This window comes from Paenibacillus praedii (genome assembly GCF_049725345.1).
Classification (GTDB): Bacteria; Bacillota; Bacilli; order Paenibacillales; family Paenibacillaceae; genus Pristimantibacillus.
On the sequence record NZ_JBMWAM010000006.1, the window covers coordinates 56377 to 74982 of the forward strand.

Sequence of the window (18606 nt, forward strand, 5' to 3'; positions counted from 1 at the left end):
ACTTATTATACAAATAGCCGCCCTCTTGGGCGGCTATTTTGATTTTATCTTGAACAGAGAATAACACCTATGTTATGTTTACTGAAAATATTTTCTGAGGAGATGGGGCTATGGGCGCTATCGATACGAATCCCATTTTATTTTCAATACCAGAGAGCTTTGAAAGCAAACGATTAGTTGGCAGCGGCGGTCTCCACCGAATGGATTGGCAATCACGAAAATTCGAAATTGGTTATTGGATACGCACTTCCTTCAGCCGGCAAGGCTATATGACGGAAGCCGTAGACGCGATAACGTATTACGCCGTACAAGAGCTGCAAGCAAATCGTATTGATATCCGCGGACGATTAATTTATCAGCAAGTTTAATTATATGTCATCCAAACTGTATTGCCCAAAACCTCAAAACCCTGCTTAAACCAAAAATTTCGTGATTTATCTAGCGTATATACATACATTTTTTTATTTGGGTATTTCGCTTTAAGCCAATTCACAAACAATGCTGCATAACCCTTGCCTTCAAATTCTTTCAAAACATCCAATGCTTCTATAAATATAAAATCCGTTTTGTTCTTAATATCAATATAGAAGTCCTTTTCCAGATATTTTTCATCATCGCTAAAATAATCCTTTTCCGCCTTTTGAATTAACTGTTTCCCGCTATCGTATTCCCAAATCACGCCAAAACCGACCATTTTATTTTCATCTTCAATTATAAATATATCTTCAGGTATGTCGGATATATCCTTCTTACTCAATTCCCCTGCATGATAACTGGACATTAATTCACTTAAGATGGTTTGCATTTCTTGATCAAATGGTTTTGCATTAATAGTAGGCATTGTCTATCTCCTTTTGCTATTTATAGCGTGTGTAGTCTACAAAGAAAAAGAAGCAGGATACTATTTCGTTCCCTGCTTCTTCGATATTATTGTGTATAGTATATATCCTTATTTACTCGTATATTCCTTATTCGCTCTTTCCAGCATGGATTGCCAATCAGCAAACTGGGTCTCTCTTGCAACATGCCGATCAAAAAATTCGTCCGGAATGTTATTGATATCTTCATGAGTCTTTACTTGAAAGTTTCCTTTCTCTAAAAACTCCTCAAAGCTCTTAAAGTTGGAATGCTTACTCATAAACGATTCATTAAACAACTCGTCTAATGTAACATGATTTGGATCTTCTTGAAACGTTTTTTGGCCTTGTAAATCCTTTAGCAATTCGTCAAAGGACATTGGTTTTTGCTTTCTCAGAATACCACCCCTAGATCTATTTTATTGATTCTAATCTATTTTATCGATTCCTAACTACTTTGTCGATAACGAAGTCCACGTATTTTCAAGCCACTGATCAAAGTCAGCGCCCTTTTCACCTTCGTAGGTATCGTATATATCGAGTCTCATCTTTTTAAATTTTTCTTTAAATTGTTCAAACGAGTGACCTTCTGGCAAGCTTTTCTTAATTCTTACCAAGATTTTGGTTACGCCTTTAAACAACTCGCCTTTTTTCTTGGGAGGCAGTTGAACATCCTCGCCAAATTGTTTGAGCTTTCGGTATGCAGCCTCTTGAATTTTATACACGGCATCGTTATTCATTCTATGCGTAAGTACATCGATCGTTTTTTTGTGTTTCCACTGGCCTAGCTCTTCCACAGCATCTAAACGTTCTCTCCAATTGGACGTCCGATTCGCACATATTTTTAATTCCTCATAATTTGCAGGCAATTCATTACTTACTTCAAATTTAGTCATATGACACCCTCTTATTCTATTGTTTGTCGCTATTTTGATTACTGGAAGCTGCTGCGCCATCCTTATTTTTAGTGCCTTTGCTCTTATACGGTTTGGGTGCATTTTTTGCTCTGTTGGCACTAGCTTGCCAACGGTTCCAGCCTTTTTTGTCTGTTCCCCTGCCTGTTCCGCCCTTGCCCTTAGCTTTACTCAAATAATCACTCCATTATGATTGGTATTTAACCTCTAACTAGTAAAGCCACACTCTCCACATGCACCGTCCATGGAAACATATCTACAGGCACGACTTCCATCGTCTTATACCCGCCATCTTCCAGCACTCTTAGGTCTCTCGCCAAGGTGGATGGATTACAGCTTACATAAACGACTCTCTCCGGCTGCATAGCGAGAATCGTCTCCAGCAATGCCGGATCGCAGCCTTTGCGCGGCGGATCGACGACAATGACGTCTGCCGTAATCCCTTCCTCGCGCCAGCGGGGAATGACGACCTCCGCAGGCCCGGCTTCAAAGATCGCGTTCTCTATGCCGTTCAATTCCGCATTCCGCGCTGCATCCTCAATCGCCTCCGGCACGATTTCAACCCCATACACGCGGCCCGCCTGCCGCGCGAGAAATAATGAAATCGTTCCGATGCCGCAGTAAGCATCAATGACCGTCTCGGTACCGGTTAAGCCCGCATACTCAACCGCCTTCCGGTAAAGCTCCATCGTCTGCATGGGATTTACCTGATAAAACGATCTCGCGGATATCGCGAAGCGAATTCCGTCAAGCTCGTCATAGATCACTTCATTGCCCCAAAGCACGCGAGTCTCATCGCCAAAAATCACATTCGTATCGCGCTCATTCACGTTCTGAACGATGCTCTTCACGCCCGGCAGCGCTTCGCGGACCAGCTCCACCCAGCGTTCTGCCTGCGGCAGCTTCTTGCCGTTTGTAACCAATACGACCATAATCTCACCCGTCACCACACCGGTCCGCGCTATCACATGACGCAGTACGCCTCGGCCTGTTCCTTCATCATAAGGCGTGGCGCCGAGCTCGCGCCCGATGCGCTTCACGGCGCGAATAACTTCATCATTATGCTCATGCTGGATCAGGCAATCATCCATGTCGATAATCCGGTGGCTGCCGCGGGCATAAAACCCCGCGAGCAGCTTGCCGTCAGCCGAACTCGGCCCGATAGGCACCGCTGCTTTGTTGCGGTAACGCCACGGCTCAGACATGCCAATCGTCGGATGGACGACAATACCCTCACGCTGTCCCTTGTCTTCCTGCCCTTCGTGGTCTGCTATCTCAACAGCTTGTCCATTGCCAGTCTGGCTGTTTTCTTCCCCAGCCACATGCAGCTTGCCGATCCGCTTCAGATTATCCACCACATGCTGACGCTTCCACTCCAGTTGAGCCGTATAATCGAAGTGCTGCAGCTGGCAGCCACCACACTCCTTATAAATATCGCAAGGCGGATTCACGCGCGATGGACTTGCCTCTAGCAGCTCCTCCAGCCTGGCATAGCCATACTGCTTCTTCATCTTCATGATCTTCGCGCGAACGCGTTCACCAGGAAGCGCCCCCTGAATAAAAAGGGTAAAGCCGGCAGCACGGCCCACCCCTTCTCCGTCATGCGTCATGCCAATAATATCGACAGTGATTTCATCATTTTTTTGAAAAGGGGCATCCAGCTGCACCGCTGGGCTTTTGCCTGCTGCGCCGCGCGACCTGCCTCTATTTTTTCCTTTATGCATACATTCTCTCCGCTCTTCATTCAATGCCAGCGCCCGCTGTTTATGACCATTATTCCCTAAATCTGATATCTGTCTATACCCTATTGATAAGTAGACTCGCCCGTTTCATCGGCAAAAATCCGCAAATGCGATGGCAGCACCGAGAAGGTGAACGGCAGCACGCCCCCGTATTCACCATCCAAATTAATCTGCACATAATCCGGCGTTGTCACCTTCAGCTCATTTGTCCGAAAATGGATCACATGCGGATCATTCATATGCTCGCCTCGCACTGCAAGCGACACCAGCTTAATGAACTCCGGCAGGTTGCACTTGCGGATAAGCAGCACATCCAGCAAGCCATCATCCAACTTTGAACCTGGCGCAAGACGTTCAAAACCGCCAACCGAGTTGCTGTTGCAAATCAAAAACATCATAAACTCATCATGGAATTCACCAATACCGGCCGCTTGTAAGGTCAACTCGGTAGGACGGAGGCGGGTCATTTTCTCCAAACCCTTCATATAATAAGCCAGTTGACCGATCATCGTCTTCAGCTTGCTCGGCACATCATACGTCAGATCCGTTAAGGAGCCGCCGCCGGCAATATTTATAAAATAACGCTCATTCGCCTTTCCAACGTCAATCGGACGCGTATATTGTTGAGTGATCAAGTCGACCGCATATTCCAAATTTTTCGGTATCCCCATCGCCCGCGCAAAATCATTGGTTGTGCCCACCGGTAATATACCAAGCGGAGGACGATTGGGCTTTTCTGTCAATCCATTAATGACCTCATAAAGCGTACCGTCTCCGCCCGCCGCAATAATCATATCATAATCACGGCCTGCTGCTTCAGCCGCAGCAAGCGTGGCATCTCCTTCGCCAGTCGTCATATGACAGCTTGTTTCGATACCGCCCTGCTCCAGCCGCTGTAAGATTTCAGGCAATCGTTTTCTCATTTCTTCTCGTCCCGCTGACGGGTTATAGATAAGTCTTGCTCTTTTGATTGCCATCGCCTATACACCCCCAACTATACACTCGACAAATTTTTTATATATAAACATGCCATCCATTCTTTAATGCGAGTTTTCCAGCCACTCTGTCATTTGCCGCTCCAGCCACCGTTCGATTGCAGAATGAGGCAGCATTGCCTGACCATTGTAACGATAGTTCAGACCTTCAAGCCGAGAAGGGATGACATGGTTCGTAAAATATCCCTGACTCAGAAACAGCGGTACAACAATAACCGCTTCCTCCGGGTGCTCCGCATGCATCGCCGCAAGCTTCTTGGCAGCCTGATCCGGCAGCAGCATCGCGTACTCCGCTCGCGCGTAGCCGCCAAGCTTCCGGAGCCGTTCACCAAGCAGCGTGAGTCCATGCTGCCAGCGCTCGTGGAATACGTTCTCCTTGCTGCCATGGCCGATTAGAAGCAAAGCCTCAGTCGCAGGCTCTACTGTCAGCTCCGCAATATTGTGAATAAGCAGCTCTGCGATTTCCGGATCATCATCAATTGGCAGACCATATTTCACGCGTGCTGCAACACGAAAAGTGCCAAGATCGCCCGCCAGATCCGATACCCACGGAAGTCCAAACGCTTGGCCGATCTCATCCACATGCGTACTGCCTGAGGACAGGAACAGCGGAACCACGAGCATATCCGTAACACCCTGCTGCTCTAATGCATCAATTCCATCCTGAATAAGGCGCCCTTCAACGATTTCAAGAAAGGACGATACAACAGGAGTGCCATTCAACCGTGGCGATGCTGCCGCAGCAGCTACCGCTGCATCGACCAGTTGCACCCACTCCTGCTCTCTTGAACCGTGGCTGATTACTAAAATTCCACGTTTCATCGCGAGCTCCTACCTTCCCAGACGTTCTAATGCCATTTTATAACCGTCATTTCCGTAATTCAAACAACGCTTCACGCGCGAGATCGTTGCCGTGCTGGCACCTGTTTCTGCCTCAATTTGATTATATGTGCTGCCCTTTCCGAGCATCCTGGCAACCTCTAGCCGCTGCGACAAAGATTGAATTTCATTCACTGTGCACAAATCGTCAAAAAAAACATAACATTCCTCAACCGATTTCAATGTAAGAATCGCTTCGAATAATTGATCTATTGCTTTATCGTTCAGCTTTTTGAGCTGCATGCGCATTCACTCCTAGTGTAAGAACTAATGCTCTTATTGTAGCTTTTTTAGACGTTTTTTTCAAACGTTACCGTATTCACGCTTTACAGGACAGAAGAGACATTTATCTAGAAAAAGTTGCGCACTCGGGACATTCGTCCAATCCGTATGTTCGCCTACTCCATAAACTATTATAAAAAAGGGTTGTGATCCGTGTGAATTATCGCAATAACCCCGGTAATGGCAACCAGCACAACGATTGGGACAGCGGCCACCTCCAAGCTCAGGGTCCGCCAAGCAAATCGTTAGGCGCCAAGTCGGGAGGATTTAATTTCGGAGGAAATTTCCCGGCTATGCCTCCTGAGGGACTAACATTCTCGCAGGATATGCTGCCCGCCATTATACCCGAGTCCACCAATCAACTAGTTGAAACAACCGCCACCTCCAAAACAGGCGGCTTTTCCCTCGCCAGTCTAGGCGAGATTAAAAGCTTTGTCGATCGTATGGGGGGCATCGATGGCATTCTTAGCACCGTACAGAAGGTGCAAAAGGTGATGTCGAGCGTCTCTCAAATGGCGCCGCTAGTAAAAGTTCTTATGGGTTCCTTCAAAAAGCCTGCTAAAAACGCAGATGAGGAGGACACCCCGGAATGGAGACCCAAACGACGAAAGCGCCGCAAGACCGGCTCAGCCTCCGGTACTGCTAGCGGCGGTGCCTCCCGCAGACGAAACACGAAGCGCAAGCGATAGAAATAATTGAACCTATTTATGCACATCTTCACACAGCTGAATTTTTCTTTGTACCGCTGTGGATAACTCATTTTAACAGCTGTTATTGAAATGTGAATATCTAAAACGCAAAAAAATAGTGAGGCAAATCTCATTCCCCATGAGCGTAAGGCTCCTGGCGAGTGAGGTTTTCCTCACTATCTGATTAGAAATCGTTCAGTTCAGCTTCCTTCATTCTTCTCTTCTTACAAGAAGAGCCAGTGAATCAGCCAATAGGTAACCATCGCCATCAAGACTGTGACTGGAATGGTGATCACCCAGGCGATAAGGATTCGACCTGCAACACCCCATTTAACGGCAGAGAAGCGCTTCGCGCTGCCCACACCGAGAATCGACGAGGTGATAACATGCGTTGTGCTGACTGGCAAATGAATCATAGTAGCCGTCAAGATAACCATGGCAGAGCCCATATCTGCGGCGAAGCCGTTGATTGGCTCGATTTTGAAAATCTTCGTCCCCATCGTCTTAATGATTTTCCAGCCGCCGACTGATGTACCAAGCGCCATTGCTATCGCTGCGGAGAGCTTAACCCACAGAGGCACGTCCATATTGTCCTGAATACCAGCCGCGACGAGTGCGAATACGATAATCCCCATCGCCTTTTGCGCATCATTCGTACCATGTGAGAACGATTGGAAGGCTGCCGTAAGAATTTGTCCAAACCGGAAGCCTTTGTTCACCTGATGCGGGCTGGATTTCGCAAATATAATTTTCAATATCCACATTAAAATAAAACCTGCGGCGAAGGCAATCAATGGAGAGATAAGCAATGCCTTGACGATATCCATCAAGCCGCCTGAGTTAATCGCGCCCATGCCCGCTCCGCCAATAACCGCACCGGCAAGCGAGCCAATCAAAGCATGCGATGAGGAGGATGGAATGCCGAACCACCAGGTAATAAGGTTCCAAACAATCGCCGATATCAAGGCTGCAATGACGATTTCAACCCCATGCTCAAGATCCGCAGGGTTCGCTACGCCGCTGCCGATCGTCTTCGCCACACCTGTAAAGGTGATCGCGCCGACGAAATTCATAACTGCCGCTAAAACAATCGCGACTCTTGGCTTTAATGCGCGTGTCGATACCGATGTAGCGATCGCATTAGCCGTATCGTGAAATCCATTAATAAAATCAAACGAGAGCGCCAGAAACACAACAATCCACAGAATGTATAATTCCATTAGTAAGACTCCTACCCCTCAGCTTAGCTGTTACGCATAATGATCGATTCGAGCGTATTGGCAACATCCTCGCAGTAGTCGGTCGTCTGCTCCAGCATTTCATAAATCTCTTTGCGTTTCATCAGCTCAATTGGATCACTTACATTCGTAAACAAGCTCTTTATGCAAACCCGAAGCAGGTCATCCGCCTGGTTTTCCAGCTCATTGAGCGCAATATTAGGCTCGCGAATTGCCAGCAGCTTCTTCTGAGTAAGCAAGTAGATTGCTTTTTTTATTTGGTGGGCCGAACGAACAAGAATATCGCCGAACAGCGTAATATACTCGTCCTTCTCTTGAATATTGTACATCTCAAATCGGGAAGCACATGCTTCAATCCCGTCAAGCACATCATCCAACGAGGTCGTAAGCGCCATAATATCTTCACGCTCGATTGGTGTAATGAACGTCTTATTGAGCTCCTTTAGGATCGTATGCGTGTACTGGTCGCACTGACTTTCATACTCCTTCATCCTTTTGGCAAAAGCCGTCACATCCGATAGATTTGACACACCTTTAGCAAAATACTCCACCGCTTCTACGAGCGTATCCGCCATCTCTTCAAACGTCTTGAAGAAAATATCCTTTTTCTTAAACATGTTAATCCCCTTTACTGACTTGGATGATTAGCCGTCATGCGACGAGCCCACAATATCTTATCACAGAATACAATTTATTTGTTAAGTTATTGTAAAGGAAATAAAAAAAATTTTGATTTTCATAAAGCTCAGAAAAAAACACAACCCCATCACTGGATTGCGCCTTTCCTCCTTACAAGCTCGTCCATTAACGTCTGTTAACAGTGTAACCAAAGAGCTATGATTGTACCCAAGTGACATGCTCCGTTAATGCGGTCTTGCTTGGGACGATGTGGAAGAAGGTCTTGCCTGGGACAAAAGCGGCCTCCGCCCCGTCTTTTACAATCCGGATCATGCCGTCCGGGCTGCGAACCCAATCCAATTCAATCATTTTCCCCTTCTGAAACAGCATCGCGGGACCTCCCTTTGTTAAATCCACAGCAAGGCGTCCTTCGCTATCAAGCGTTTTGTGGCTCGCTCCGAGAACAACTAAATTAGCAGCCGTTAACTGCTCATTATTATTCATATCAATATGCGGCTTTTCGCCGATGGAGCGCTTGTACAAGCCGCTCACCGCATCGTATTCATAGCCAACCTTATAATTTTGCAGCATAAATCGAATCGTTATGCCGGTCGCAGGCGCTCCAGCCTCGGCCGCTCCGCCTTCCGTGAAGGTATAAGCAGGAACCGTCACATCGGTCTTGTATTTCTTGCTCTCCGCACCCTCGCGCAGCTTCTCTAAGCTCGAATAAAGATTATGAGGAGCGTTCCGTTCCTTGCTTCTCCAGAAATAGCTGCCTGCATTCGAAATTTCGTCCAAATACGGCTTGTCACGCCGCTGCAAGATTGCATAGCCGTCGTTACTTGCTCCTGCATGCGCGAGCACACCGCCATAGCTGTCTCCGATATCTATTAAATAAGGCCGGATGCTGCGAATCGGCCCAACTGTATCCGTCAGCGCTTCCGTGCTTTGAAATACTGCAATTAACCGCGTTATGCCGCCTTCGGCAAGCACTTCCCAAACGACATCCGCATTCGTAAGTCCAGATTGAGGACGAGCTGCCGCAAAATTGTTGATCATGACAACGATCGGTCTCGCTGCCGCAGCTGTCTCCAGCTTCAGACCGGTTAGCGGCGCATCATAAGGAAGCGGAGCAGGCTCTAGCGATGGCTGCGACGTCTCAATCGGCTCCATCACGTTCTCCGATTCCGGGGAGTTTACATTTTCGCCGCCTCCACTGCATGCCGTTAACAATAGGATAAGTGACAATAACCATGCGCCTGCCAAGCTCCGCAATCGTTTGTCCATAAGCAACCCTGCCTTTTCCAGCTATGTATAGCTTGTATTCGTTAGCATCTAGCTTCCATTTAAACACATATACAAACGATTGTCTCGACAAAAAAGTTGCCATCTCCGTTTAAAAGTTGAAATAACAAAACGAGGTATGCCTACTTCCCTTGGCGTACCTCGTTCTGCTTTCGTTATATGCTCCAGTTATGCCAATCCTCCTGCTGCTTATCAAGACCATTCAGCCAATCTGCGGATAATCGAATCGCTTCCTCCTGATGGTTGCGGGTAGAGTACGTATGGTTAGCCTGAAAAATAATTTCCTTATCGCACAGCCCTTCGCTTCTAGTCCAGAACACTTTCTGGTACAGGAAGCTGTAATCGACCGGAATAAGCTCATCGCTCGTACCATGAACGATCAGCACCTCACCGCCGAATTTCGTAGCGGCCTGGAACGGCTGATGCTGCATGAGCGATTCGAAGAAGACAGGCTGCAGTGTGTAGCCTTGATAATCAGAGGATCCTGTCTTCACAGCCTCATCATAGCCGTCCCTTCCTACTATCCGAACAATATCGTTAAAAGGGTAGGCGACCGGCGACCAGAGCACGAGACGTTTGGCCCGGCGGTCCTTCACCGCTGTCATTATCGCGACAGCGCCTCCCAAGCTATGCCCAAGCAAGACAATACGGCGCGGATCGACGCATTCCATGCCAGCGACGTAATCGATCGCAGTTCGGGTCTGATCGACCATCGAATTGAAGCCTAGCGCCCCATAATCACCGCTGCTTTCACCGCAGCCGCCATAATCGAAGCGCAGTACATAAGACCCTTGTGCCGCAAGCGCACGCGCTGTTTTCACGAACAGACGGTCTACGCCAACGCGTGAACCAACAAAGCCGTGGCATATAATAATTGCCTGTCGCTTGTCAGCATCATTTCTGCTCCCATCTGTCGGGTAATGCAGTGTGGCGGCAAGCTCCAGACCGTCATGCCGCAGCGTCAATTGTTTTTCCATCCGGAAACCCTCCTATTGCCAAATATAATAATTCCTACCTGTATACTATGAATTAGTAGCACTACTATAGCATCACTGCTTGTGTTCTGTCAATCAACAGAAGGTAAGAAAGCAATCATATTTAGAAGCCTGTCCGGGGTATACTACGCACAAGATCAATCAAGCGGGAGGTGTTCTATTTATGCCGTTATGGATTGCATGGCTGCACGATCACTGGCTGTCCTTTCTACTTGCCGCTGGTATAGTGATTGCGATCATCTTCGTCGCAGCAAAACGAAAATTGCTTTTTTATAAAGAATGACGACCAGGCGCAGCCTGAGCTTATTACGCCTCATGCGTAATCGGCATCCTGATCGTCACGATCGTACCGGCTCCGCGTTCGCTGTCAACGACCAGTTGACCTCCGTGGAGCTCAATAATTTCCTTGCAAATCGCAAGTCCCAGGCCCGAGCCGCCTTGTCCCGTATTCGCTTTATAGAACTTCTCCGTTACATGAGGGAGATCCTCGGCTTCAATTCCGCAACCGGTATCCGCAACGCTTAACCAAGCGTATTCCCGCTCTATTCCGGTTGCAATCCGTATCGTACCGCCCGCTGGCGTGAATTTAAAAGCATTGTCGATGAGATTGATCATGACCTGCTTCAATCGGTTAGCATCCCCACGCACGAGCATTGGGCTCTTTCCATAAGCTGCCAGCAAGCGGACCTTCGTCTGCTCCTCGCGAACCGCCAGCTGACTTACCGTTTCCTTCACGGGTCCGTTAAAATCCAACATCTCCGTATGCAGCTCCATCGTCCGTGCCGACAGCTTGGAGAAATCAAGCAAGTCCTCCACAAGTCCGGACAACCGCTCCGTCTCCTTGCTAATAATCGATAGTCCCAGCTTGACTTCCTCTTTGTCCTCTGAAGGCTCGCTTTCCTTAAGCGTCTCGCTCCAGCCCTTGATCGAGGTGAGCGGCGTTCGCAGCTCATGAGAAATCGAAGAGATAAAATCATTTTTCAGCTTCTCGCGTTTGCTTAGCTCCATGACCATCGTATTTAAGGTCTCTGCCAGCTGGCCAATCTCATCGTCATTGCGCCGCAGCGCGCGGCGCGTCCAGTCTCCTTCAGCCATATATCGCGCTGCTCGCGTGAGCTCGCGAATTGGCCTGACGATGCGCTGGGCAAGAAATAAGCTTAATCCCAGGAATAGCAGCACCACGCCAATGCCGACAACAGCCGCCATTCGAATCAGAAGGCTGACCATCTCGTCCACCTGCTTCAGCGAAGCAGAATAACGCAGCATCGATACGACCCGCGTTTTATTCCAGATGGGGATCGTAATTGAGATAACCCTCTCTCCGTAATAGGGGTCGACACCGCGCCAGCTTCCAGTCAGCCCACCAGCAGCGGCTCTAACATCACCGGTCATATAGCGAACATCAGCAGCAAAGCCATCGGAATCCATTCGAATTTGACCCGCACTGTCGAGGAGCTGCAGCCTGGTTCCGCCCTCTACCATGTATTGCAGCATATAATCCGCCTGATCCTGTATCGATAACGAGGATAAAGAACGGCTGTGAAGGGTCAGCGCCGACTCGGCCCTCTGCTTGATCGAGCTGTGTGCACTGCCATAATAATAGTTCCACATAAAAGTGGCGAACACACCGCCTAACACGCCGACGACAAGCACAATGAGCAGCAAATAGCTCCATACCATTCTCGTTTGGACGCTTTTCATTCGCCTATGTTCCGCTTCCAGCGATAGCCGAAGCCCCATACGGTTTCAATAAAAGCCGGCTCTGATGGGTTACGCTCGATCTTCTGCCGAATTCTGCGAATGTTCACATCAACGACCTTTAGGTCCCCGACATAATAGCGACCCCACACTTCTGTCAGAATATGATCGCGGCTAATGCTCTCTCCCTCGCGTTCCATCAGCAGCCGTACGAGCGTCCACTCGGTTGGCGTCAAAATAATTTCCTTGCCATGCTTCCACAGCTTCCGCTCCATCATCGAAAGCCGAAACGGATGAACACAAAGCTCCTTCCGGGAGGCTGTGTGAGCAGCAGATGCTTGCTGCAGCTGACTTTGCAGCCGGGCAATCGATTCCGCTGCGTCGCTTCGTGAGGCACGATCTGAATCAGCTGTACTGCCCTCCGCTTCCGAAGCATGAATTCTCGCGCCTGACAGCCCCGGCTGCATACGCCGGTACAAGGATTTCATGCGCGCGATGAGCTCGCCCGGACTGAACGGCTTCTGCACGTAGTCGTCCGCACCAAGCTCCAGCCCGTGAATTTTGTCCTCCTCCTGCGATTTTGCAGTAAGCATAATAATCCCCATGCCCGGATAACGCTCGCGCAGCTGCGAGCACACCTCAAAACCGCTGATCGTCGGCAGCATGACATCAAGCAGCGCAATATCGATCGGGCCCTCCGTTTCAGCAAACGCGAGCGCTGCTTCACCCGTTTCCGCCTCGATAACCTCCATGTCATTTCGCTTTAAGTTAATGCGGACAAAGCCGCGAATCGACTCTTCATCCTCTAACAATAAAACTCGCATCGGTCACCGCCCGTTTCTCTCTAGTAATCTTGTCGGAAGGACAGCAGGGATCCAAATTCCGCTTCCATTTCAGCCATCTCGTCAAATGCTTGCTTGTCCGCCGCAGTCCACGCTTCCGGAGCTTCCTTTATGAAAGCTGCCGCAAACACATTGCCGCTGTTCGTCTGCAGCTCTTTGTAGGCTCGCCCCTGCTCCTTCCAAACCGCTTCAACCGCCCCCCATTGCTGCTGCGGAACGGCATATAAAGTTGCCAGCTCGCCCTTTAGGTTTGATACCTCATTCCAGTATTCAATCGTCAGGATGGCATGGGCGTCTGCTTCGGGAAGACGAAGCGTGTATCGACCAATCCAGCTATCAGGTATGCGGAGCTGCATGCCATAACTGTAATCGCTGAACTCCTCCGCTATTTTCGTAAAGCCCTCCCTGCCATCCCACTGCATCCACTCGTCAATCCACTTGGAATCGGAATAAGGGACGTCCGAATGGCCCGGTGCTTCCCTTGCCCACTGCAACTCTAAAATTCCATCATGATTGAAATCACCGCTCATCGTAGACTTGCCGGTAATCCCGTCCTGCTCCATCGACTGGCTCGGATAGATCAGACGCAGCTTGCCTCTCTCCCATGCGTACAAGGCCTGATACGTTCCATGCGCACCAGTGGACGCCTCAATAATCAATCCATTATGCCGATGCGAAATTCGGCCTATTAATAATCGGTCATAGTGATTAATCTCATCATTAATTGTCTGGGTGTATAACTGCTGGAGGCCGTTGCTATCCCAATTGTAAATCGTTAAGTGATAGGCAGGCAAAACCAAAGCTTGATTCATTCCCGACTCGGAGATGATCGCCAATTCCTCTTTGCCATCGTCATCGAGGTCCCCGGTCTCCGCAAACGTGTAAGGCAGCGACGCTAACGGTTTAATGATTAATTTGCCCGCTTCGTTTCGAACTGGCTTGGACTGGAACGAATAGATCTCTAGTACGTTTGGGCTGTCAAAGCCTCCGATCCACCCCGCGATTAGCTCAAGCTGGCCGTCCTGATTCAAATCCTCAAGCTTCAGCCATTCCATTTGCCTCGCAAGCGGCTGCTGTACGAGCACCCACGGCTTCCAAGAAGCCGTCGTATATTTAAACACCATAAGCTCAGGCGTGCTATATTCATTGTAATAAGACACAATTGCCTCATTCGTACCATCGCCATCCACATCAATAAGATGGATGGCTCCCATATTTTCCTCCCGAAGCGGAAGCGTGAGCTTGCTATATACGGGAAGCGTATTTTGTATTGCCTGTACGATAGCCTGTTTTTCCGGCGCGATGGACGGCTTTTGCAGCAAATCCGCCGGTGCGGCCGTATAACGGCAGCCGGTTGCGAGCAGCAGGAGTAAGAGAATCGCGCTGAGCATGCTGCCTGACCGCATCCTTCTCCCCCTCCTGCCTTGAGCCTTTATAACGCTTGCTCCCTCCAAATTTACAGCCTCCTCATGCCTCTGCCGCGCTTAAGCAGCTTGATCGGCTGTGACGAAAGAATAGCCCATCTTCTCTAGGTCGTCAATGATGCCTGGAAGAGCTTTCACCGTGTTTTGAATATGCTTGCTGCCAAAAGAATGCAACAATATTATACCACCTGGCTTGGTCTCATTCCGAATCAACTTCCTCATGTCAGCAGGCGAGGTTCCTGCCCAATCCCGCGTATCCACGGTCCAGCCGATGAGCTTGCGATCGTGCGCCTTAAGTACATTTTTGAGCGTGTAGGAAACCGCCCCAAATGGAGCACGGAATAAGGATGGCGTGAAGCCCGCGGCTTTCTTGATTGCAGCATCGCCTTCCTCAACCTCCTTCCAAATTTGCGGCTTTCCGAGCTTTGACAAATTTTTATGATTGTATGTATGATTGCCGATTTCGTGACCCTCATCCACGATGCGCTTCAGCACCTCGGGGTTTTTCGTTACCTGCTGGCCTACAACGAAGAAGGTCGCCTTCACGCCCTTTTCCTTCAGGATATCCAAAATAGCTGTTGTGTACAGGGCATCCGGCCCGTCATCAAACGTGAGCGCAACCACCTTCTCTCTCTCACCAGGCTTCGATTGCTCCGGCTTCTGTGACGTAGACTCATTCGCTGCGTCTTTATCGGTCTGGGCGCTTGGCTCCGCATTTGAACCCGATCCCCTAGCTGGAGGCTGCTCCAAATGCCCATGCTCAACCTCGCCTCCGGGTGCCGCTCCCGTATTGCCTGTAACGATAACCGCTCCCTGTCCTTCACTGCCCGCTTGACCGTTGTTACCGTTGTTCACTCCCGCTCCTGTCTGCGCCCCTTCTTCATGTCCATTCCCGCCCGTAACAGAATGAGATCCCCCAGACATAAGCACAGACAGCGTTAGAGGCCGATCAACCGCACAGCCTCCCATCCATACCATGACCACTGCCAAAATGATCAAAACCAATAACCTCCGACGCCGCTTTGCCTTCTCCATTTTGCTCACCTACTATTCCTCGCTGATAGATTTATCTTAAAGGAGCAGCCGTTTAATAGAGTTACAAATTAGTAACATCTTTCGGGTATTTCTTACAAATAAGATAAAAAAAGCTGTCCGCTTTTACTACCGCAACCCGGTAATGAAAACGAACAGCTATAATCATGATATGAACGAATTAACGAAGTGCCTTCGCTGCGATGTCGGTACGGTTTTGCTTCCCATCAAAATGGATCACGCTAACCGCTTCATAAGCGCGAGCGCGCGCCTCCGCGATGTCGCGGCCGCGGCCGACTATGCCAAGCACGCGTCCGCCGCTCGTTACGAATTGACCATCCTTCTCAGCTGTACCCGCATGGAATATGAGAGCCCCCTGCGCTTCAGCTTCCTTTAGACCGGTAATGACGCGGCCCTTAGGATAAGATGCCGGATAACCTTCGGATGCGACCACGACGCACACCGCCGCTTCATCGCTCCACTCAATGTCAAGCTGGTCCAGCCTGCCGTTCAGCGAAGCAAGCACGATATCGATTAGATCTGTTACCAGACGCGGCAGCACGACCTGCGTTTCCGGATCGCCCATGCGCGCGTTGAACTCGATTGTCTTCGGACCGTCTTTCGTAATCATAAGGCCGGCGAACAGCACCCCGCGGAATGGACGACCTTCGCTCACCATCGCTTTTGCGGTAGGAATAATAATGTTGGCAATCGACTCATCAATGATCGCTTGATCGATATGCGGAAGCGGAGTATAAGTGCCCATCCCGCCTGTGTTAGGGCCTTTATCGCCGTCGAAGATCGGCTTGTGGTCCTGGGCAGGAACCATCGCACGAACCGTTTCGCCATCAACAAATGCGAGAATAGACATTTCTTGTCCCTCGAGGAACTCCTCGATGACAATTTGATTGCCCGCTTCTCCGAATACTTTATCAATCATCGCCTCACGCAGCGCTTGCTCCGCTTCTTCCAGCGTAGCTGCAACCGTTACCCCTTTGCCTGCCGCCAGTCCGTCAGCCTTAATAACGATCGGTGCGGATTGCTGTTGCAGGTAAGCAGAGGCCGATTCATAATCGGTGAACGTTTCATATTTTGCCGTCGGGATGTTGTATTTTTTCAGCAGATTTTTCATGAAAATCTTGCTGCCTTCGATTTCCGCCGCGTTTTTGCGAGGACCGTACGTTTGAATGCCTGCCGCTTCGAAAGCATCCACGATGCCATCCGCAAGCGGGTCATCCGGACCAACGAATACGAGATCAATCGCCGCATCCTTCGCAAATCGGATCAGCTCATCGAATTGATTCACCGCGATCGGAACGCACTCCGCCAGCTGCGCAATACCGGCATTGCCGGGTGCGCAAAACACTTCCTTCACTTTCTCGCTCTTCTTCAGCGCCCAGACAATCGCATGCTCTCGTCCGCCGCCGCCAATAACTAAAATGCGCATATAGGCTAACCTCCTGATAAGTTTTCACAGAAAGCTTACTTCGTAAGCATTAGCTTGTGATTAGTGCTTAAAGTGACGTACGCTAGTGAACACCATCGCAATGTTGTTCGCATTCGCCGCAGCGATCGATTCCTCGTCCTTGATCGAGCCGCCTGGTTGAATAATCGCCGTGATGCCTGCTTTTGCCGCAAGCTCGACCGTATCGCCCATAGGGAAAAATGCATCAGAAGCGAGTGCCGCGCCTTTCGCTTTCTCGCCAGCCTGCTCGATCGCGATGCGTGCTGCGCCTACGCGGTTCATTTGGCCTGCGCCTACGCCTACCGTCATGTCGTCCTTCGCCAGCAGAATCGCATTGGATTTTACATGCTTCACGACCTTCCAGCCGAACAAAAGCTGCTTCAGCTCTTCCGCTGTCGGCTTGCGATCGGTAACAAATTGCAGATCCGCTTCTGTTAGACTGTGAACGTCGCTCTCTTGCACGAGCATGCCGCCGTCAACCGATGTCACAACCCACTCCGGCTTGCGTTCGCCTGCAGCAGACAGTTCGCCCAGTTTCATCAAACGGATATTTTTTTTCTTCGTCAGTACTTCAAGCGCTTCAGACGTATAGTCCGGTGCAATGATGATTTCTAGGAAGATGCCACCTAGCAGCTCAGCCGTATCCGCGCCGATCGTACGGTTAGCCGCTACAATGCCGCCGAAGATCGAGGTCGGATCAGCAGCGTATGCTTTTTGATAAGCCTCATGAATCGTTGCGCCGATGCCTACGCCGCAAGGGTTCATATGCTTAACCGCAACGACAGCCGGCTCGTCGAATTCTTTAAGAATCGCAAGCGCTGCGTTTGCATCGCTGATATTGTTATAGGAAAGCTCTTTGCCGTGCAGCTGCTCAGCTGTTGTGATGTTGCCTGCCGCAGCAAGCGGCTTGCTGTAGAAAGCGGCCTTTTGATGCGGATTTTCGCCGTAACGCAGGTCCTGCACTTTCTCGTAAGTAACTGTGTACGTCTCAGGAAGCGGCTGGCCGACTTGTTTCGATAGGTAATCAGAGATCAGGGAATCGTATGCCGCCGTGTGACGGAATACTTTAGCAGCTAGAAGTTTACGCGTTTCGAGCGTTGTATCGCCTTGCGCCTTTACTTCCTCTAAAATTGTTCCATAGTCGCCAGCATCTACGACAACGGTTACGAAGGCATGGTTTTTAGCTGCCGAGCGAAGCATTGTCGGTCCGCCGATATCGATGTTTTCGATTGCGTCCTCATAGGAAACGTCCGGCTTCGCAATCGTTTCCTTGAATGGGTATAAATTTACGATTACGAGGTCGATGTAGTCTAGTCCCAGCTCTTTCATTGCTTTTTGATGCTCTTCATCATCACGGACCGCCAGCAGGCCGCTATGTACAGCCGGATGCAGCGTCTTCACGCGTCCATCCAAAATTTCCGGGAACCCTGTTACATCAGAGATGCCGATAACGGGAACGCCTTCCTTTTGCAGCAGACTGAACGTACCGCCCGTCGAAATAATTTGCACGCCCTGGTTCGCCAGCTCTCTGGAAAACTCCACAATCCCCGTTTTATCCGAAACACTTATCAACGCTCTACGAATTGCCACGCAAATACCCTCCTCATCTATTTGACCAAACTATACACTCA

Annotated in this window: 20 protein-coding genes; 2 read left to right on the forward strand and 18 right to left on the reverse strand. The window is 49.6% G+C overall.

All coding sequences use genetic code 11. The features are described 5' to 3' along the window. Positions 1-110: 110 nt before the first annotated feature. Positions 111-368: a GNAT family N-acetyltransferase gene (locus ACO9K6_RS07690; protein WP_424766968.1), complete on the forward strand. Its 258-nt coding sequence runs from the start codon at positions 111-113 to the stop codon at positions 366-368. On the opposite strand, the gene ACO9K6_RS07695 is transcribed toward ACO9K6_RS07690, so the two are convergent. From ACO9K6_RS07695 to ACO9K6_RS07730, 8 genes are all read right to left on the reverse strand, one after another. Next, the gene (locus tag ACO9K6_RS07695; RefSeq protein WP_424766969.1) at positions 365-841 is read right to left on the reverse strand and encodes a GNAT family N-acetyltransferase; all 477 of its coding nucleotides are present in this window, start codon (positions 839-841) and stop codon (positions 365-367) included. The genes ACO9K6_RS07690 and ACO9K6_RS07695 overlap by 4 nt on opposite strands. A gap of 108 nt (positions 842-949) precedes the next feature. Continuing rightward, a complete protein-coding gene (locus ACO9K6_RS07700; protein WP_424766970.1) occupies positions 950-1237 on the reverse strand; it encodes a hypothetical protein in 288 nt (95 codons plus the stop codon). A gap of 72 nt (positions 1238-1309) precedes the next feature. Then, a complete protein-coding gene (locus tag ACO9K6_RS07705; RefSeq protein WP_424766971.1) occupies positions 1310-1753 on the reverse strand; it encodes a HEAT repeat domain-containing protein in 444 nt (147 codons plus the stop codon). Between the two features lie 16 nt (positions 1754-1769). Continuing rightward, positions 1770-1946 carry a DUF3934 family protein gene (locus ACO9K6_RS07710; protein WP_424766972.1) on the reverse strand — a complete coding sequence of 59 codons (177 nt, stop codon included), beginning with the start codon at positions 1944-1946 and terminating at the stop codon, positions 1770-1772. A gap of 25 nt (positions 1947-1971) precedes the next feature. After that, the gene (gene rlmD, locus ACO9K6_RS07715; RefSeq protein WP_424766973.1) at positions 1972-3495 is read right to left on the reverse strand and encodes a 23S rRNA (uracil(1939)-C(5))-methyltransferase RlmD; all 1524 of its coding nucleotides are present in this window, start codon (positions 3493-3495) and stop codon (positions 1972-1974) included. Between the two features lie 80 nt (positions 3496-3575). Continuing rightward, on the reverse strand, positions 3576-4490 hold the full coding sequence (locus ACO9K6_RS07720; RefSeq protein WP_424766974.1) for a diacylglycerol kinase: 915 nt from the start codon (positions 4488-4490) through the stop codon (positions 3576-3578). A gap of 63 nt (positions 4491-4553) precedes the next feature. Next, positions 4554-5330 carry a sirohydrochlorin chelatase gene (locus ACO9K6_RS07725; protein WP_424766975.1) on the reverse strand — a complete coding sequence of 259 codons (777 nt, stop codon included), beginning with the start codon at positions 5328-5330 and terminating at the stop codon, positions 4554-4556. Positions 5331-5339: 9 nt separating this feature from the next. Continuing rightward, a complete protein-coding gene (locus tag ACO9K6_RS07730) occupies positions 5340-5630 on the reverse strand; it encodes a YerC/YecD family TrpR-related protein (protein WP_028612369.1) in 291 nt (96 codons plus the stop codon). A 194-nt stretch (positions 5631-5824) separates the two neighbouring features. Here ACO9K6_RS07730 and ACO9K6_RS07735 point away from each other — a divergent pair, with 194 nt between their 5' ends. Then, positions 5825-6358: a hypothetical protein gene (locus tag ACO9K6_RS07735; RefSeq protein ID WP_424766976.1), complete on the forward strand. Its 534-nt coding sequence runs from the start codon at positions 5825-5827 to the stop codon at positions 6356-6358. A 224-nt stretch (positions 6359-6582) separates the two neighbouring features. Here the strand turns inward: ACO9K6_RS07735 and ACO9K6_RS07740 are convergent, their stop codons facing one another. The 10 genes from ACO9K6_RS07740 to purH form a co-directional block, all read right to left on the reverse strand. Then, a complete protein-coding gene (locus tag ACO9K6_RS07740) occupies positions 6583-7578 on the reverse strand; it encodes an inorganic phosphate transporter (RefSeq protein WP_424766977.1) in 996 nt (331 codons plus the stop codon). Positions 7579-7601: 23 nt separating this feature from the next. Further along, positions 7602-8213, reverse strand: coding sequence for a DUF47 domain-containing protein (locus tag ACO9K6_RS07745; RefSeq protein WP_424766978.1), 612 nt, complete (start codon positions 8211-8213; stop codon positions 7602-7604). A gap of 217 nt (positions 8214-8430) precedes the next feature. Then, complete coding sequence (locus ACO9K6_RS07750; protein ID WP_424766979.1) at positions 8431-9501, reverse strand: DUF3048 domain-containing protein; 1071 nt, start codon at positions 9499-9501, stop codon at positions 8431-8433. 173 nt (positions 9502-9674) lie between these two features. Further along, the gene (locus tag ACO9K6_RS07755) at positions 9675-10496 is read right to left on the reverse strand and encodes an alpha/beta hydrolase (protein WP_424766980.1); all 822 of its coding nucleotides are present in this window, start codon (positions 10494-10496) and stop codon (positions 9675-9677) included. A gap of 324 nt (positions 10497-10820) precedes the next feature. Then, positions 10821-12215, reverse strand: a complete 1395-nt coding sequence (locus ACO9K6_RS07760) for a sensor histidine kinase (protein ID WP_424766981.1) — start codon at positions 12213-12215, stop codon at positions 10821-10823. Continuing rightward, positions 12212-13036 carry a response regulator transcription factor gene (locus ACO9K6_RS07765; RefSeq protein ID WP_424766982.1) on the reverse strand — a complete coding sequence of 275 codons (825 nt, stop codon included), beginning with the start codon at positions 13034-13036 and terminating at the stop codon, positions 12212-12214. The genes ACO9K6_RS07760 and ACO9K6_RS07765 overlap by 4 nt, the downstream gene beginning before the upstream one ends. 20 nt (positions 13037-13056) lie before the next feature. Next, positions 13057-14460, reverse strand: a complete 1404-nt coding sequence (locus ACO9K6_RS07770; protein ID WP_424766983.1) for a hypothetical protein — start codon at positions 14458-14460, stop codon at positions 13057-13059. Positions 14461-14538: 78 nt separating this feature from the next. After that, a complete protein-coding gene (locus ACO9K6_RS07775; RefSeq protein ID WP_424766984.1) occupies positions 14539-15477 on the reverse strand; it encodes a polysaccharide deacetylase family protein in 939 nt (312 codons plus the stop codon). Positions 15478-15691: 214 nt separating this feature from the next. After that, positions 15692-16957, reverse strand: coding sequence for a phosphoribosylamine--glycine ligase (purD, locus tag ACO9K6_RS07780; RefSeq protein WP_424766985.1), 1266 nt, complete (start codon positions 16955-16957; stop codon positions 15692-15694). Between the two features lie 60 nt (positions 16958-17017). Then, entirely contained in the window at positions 17018-18565 is a 1548-nt protein-coding gene (gene purH / locus ACO9K6_RS07785; RefSeq protein WP_424766986.1) for a bifunctional phosphoribosylaminoimidazolecarboxamide formyltransferase/IMP cyclohydrolase, read from the reverse strand. Between the last annotated feature and the right edge of the window lie 41 nt (positions 18566-18606).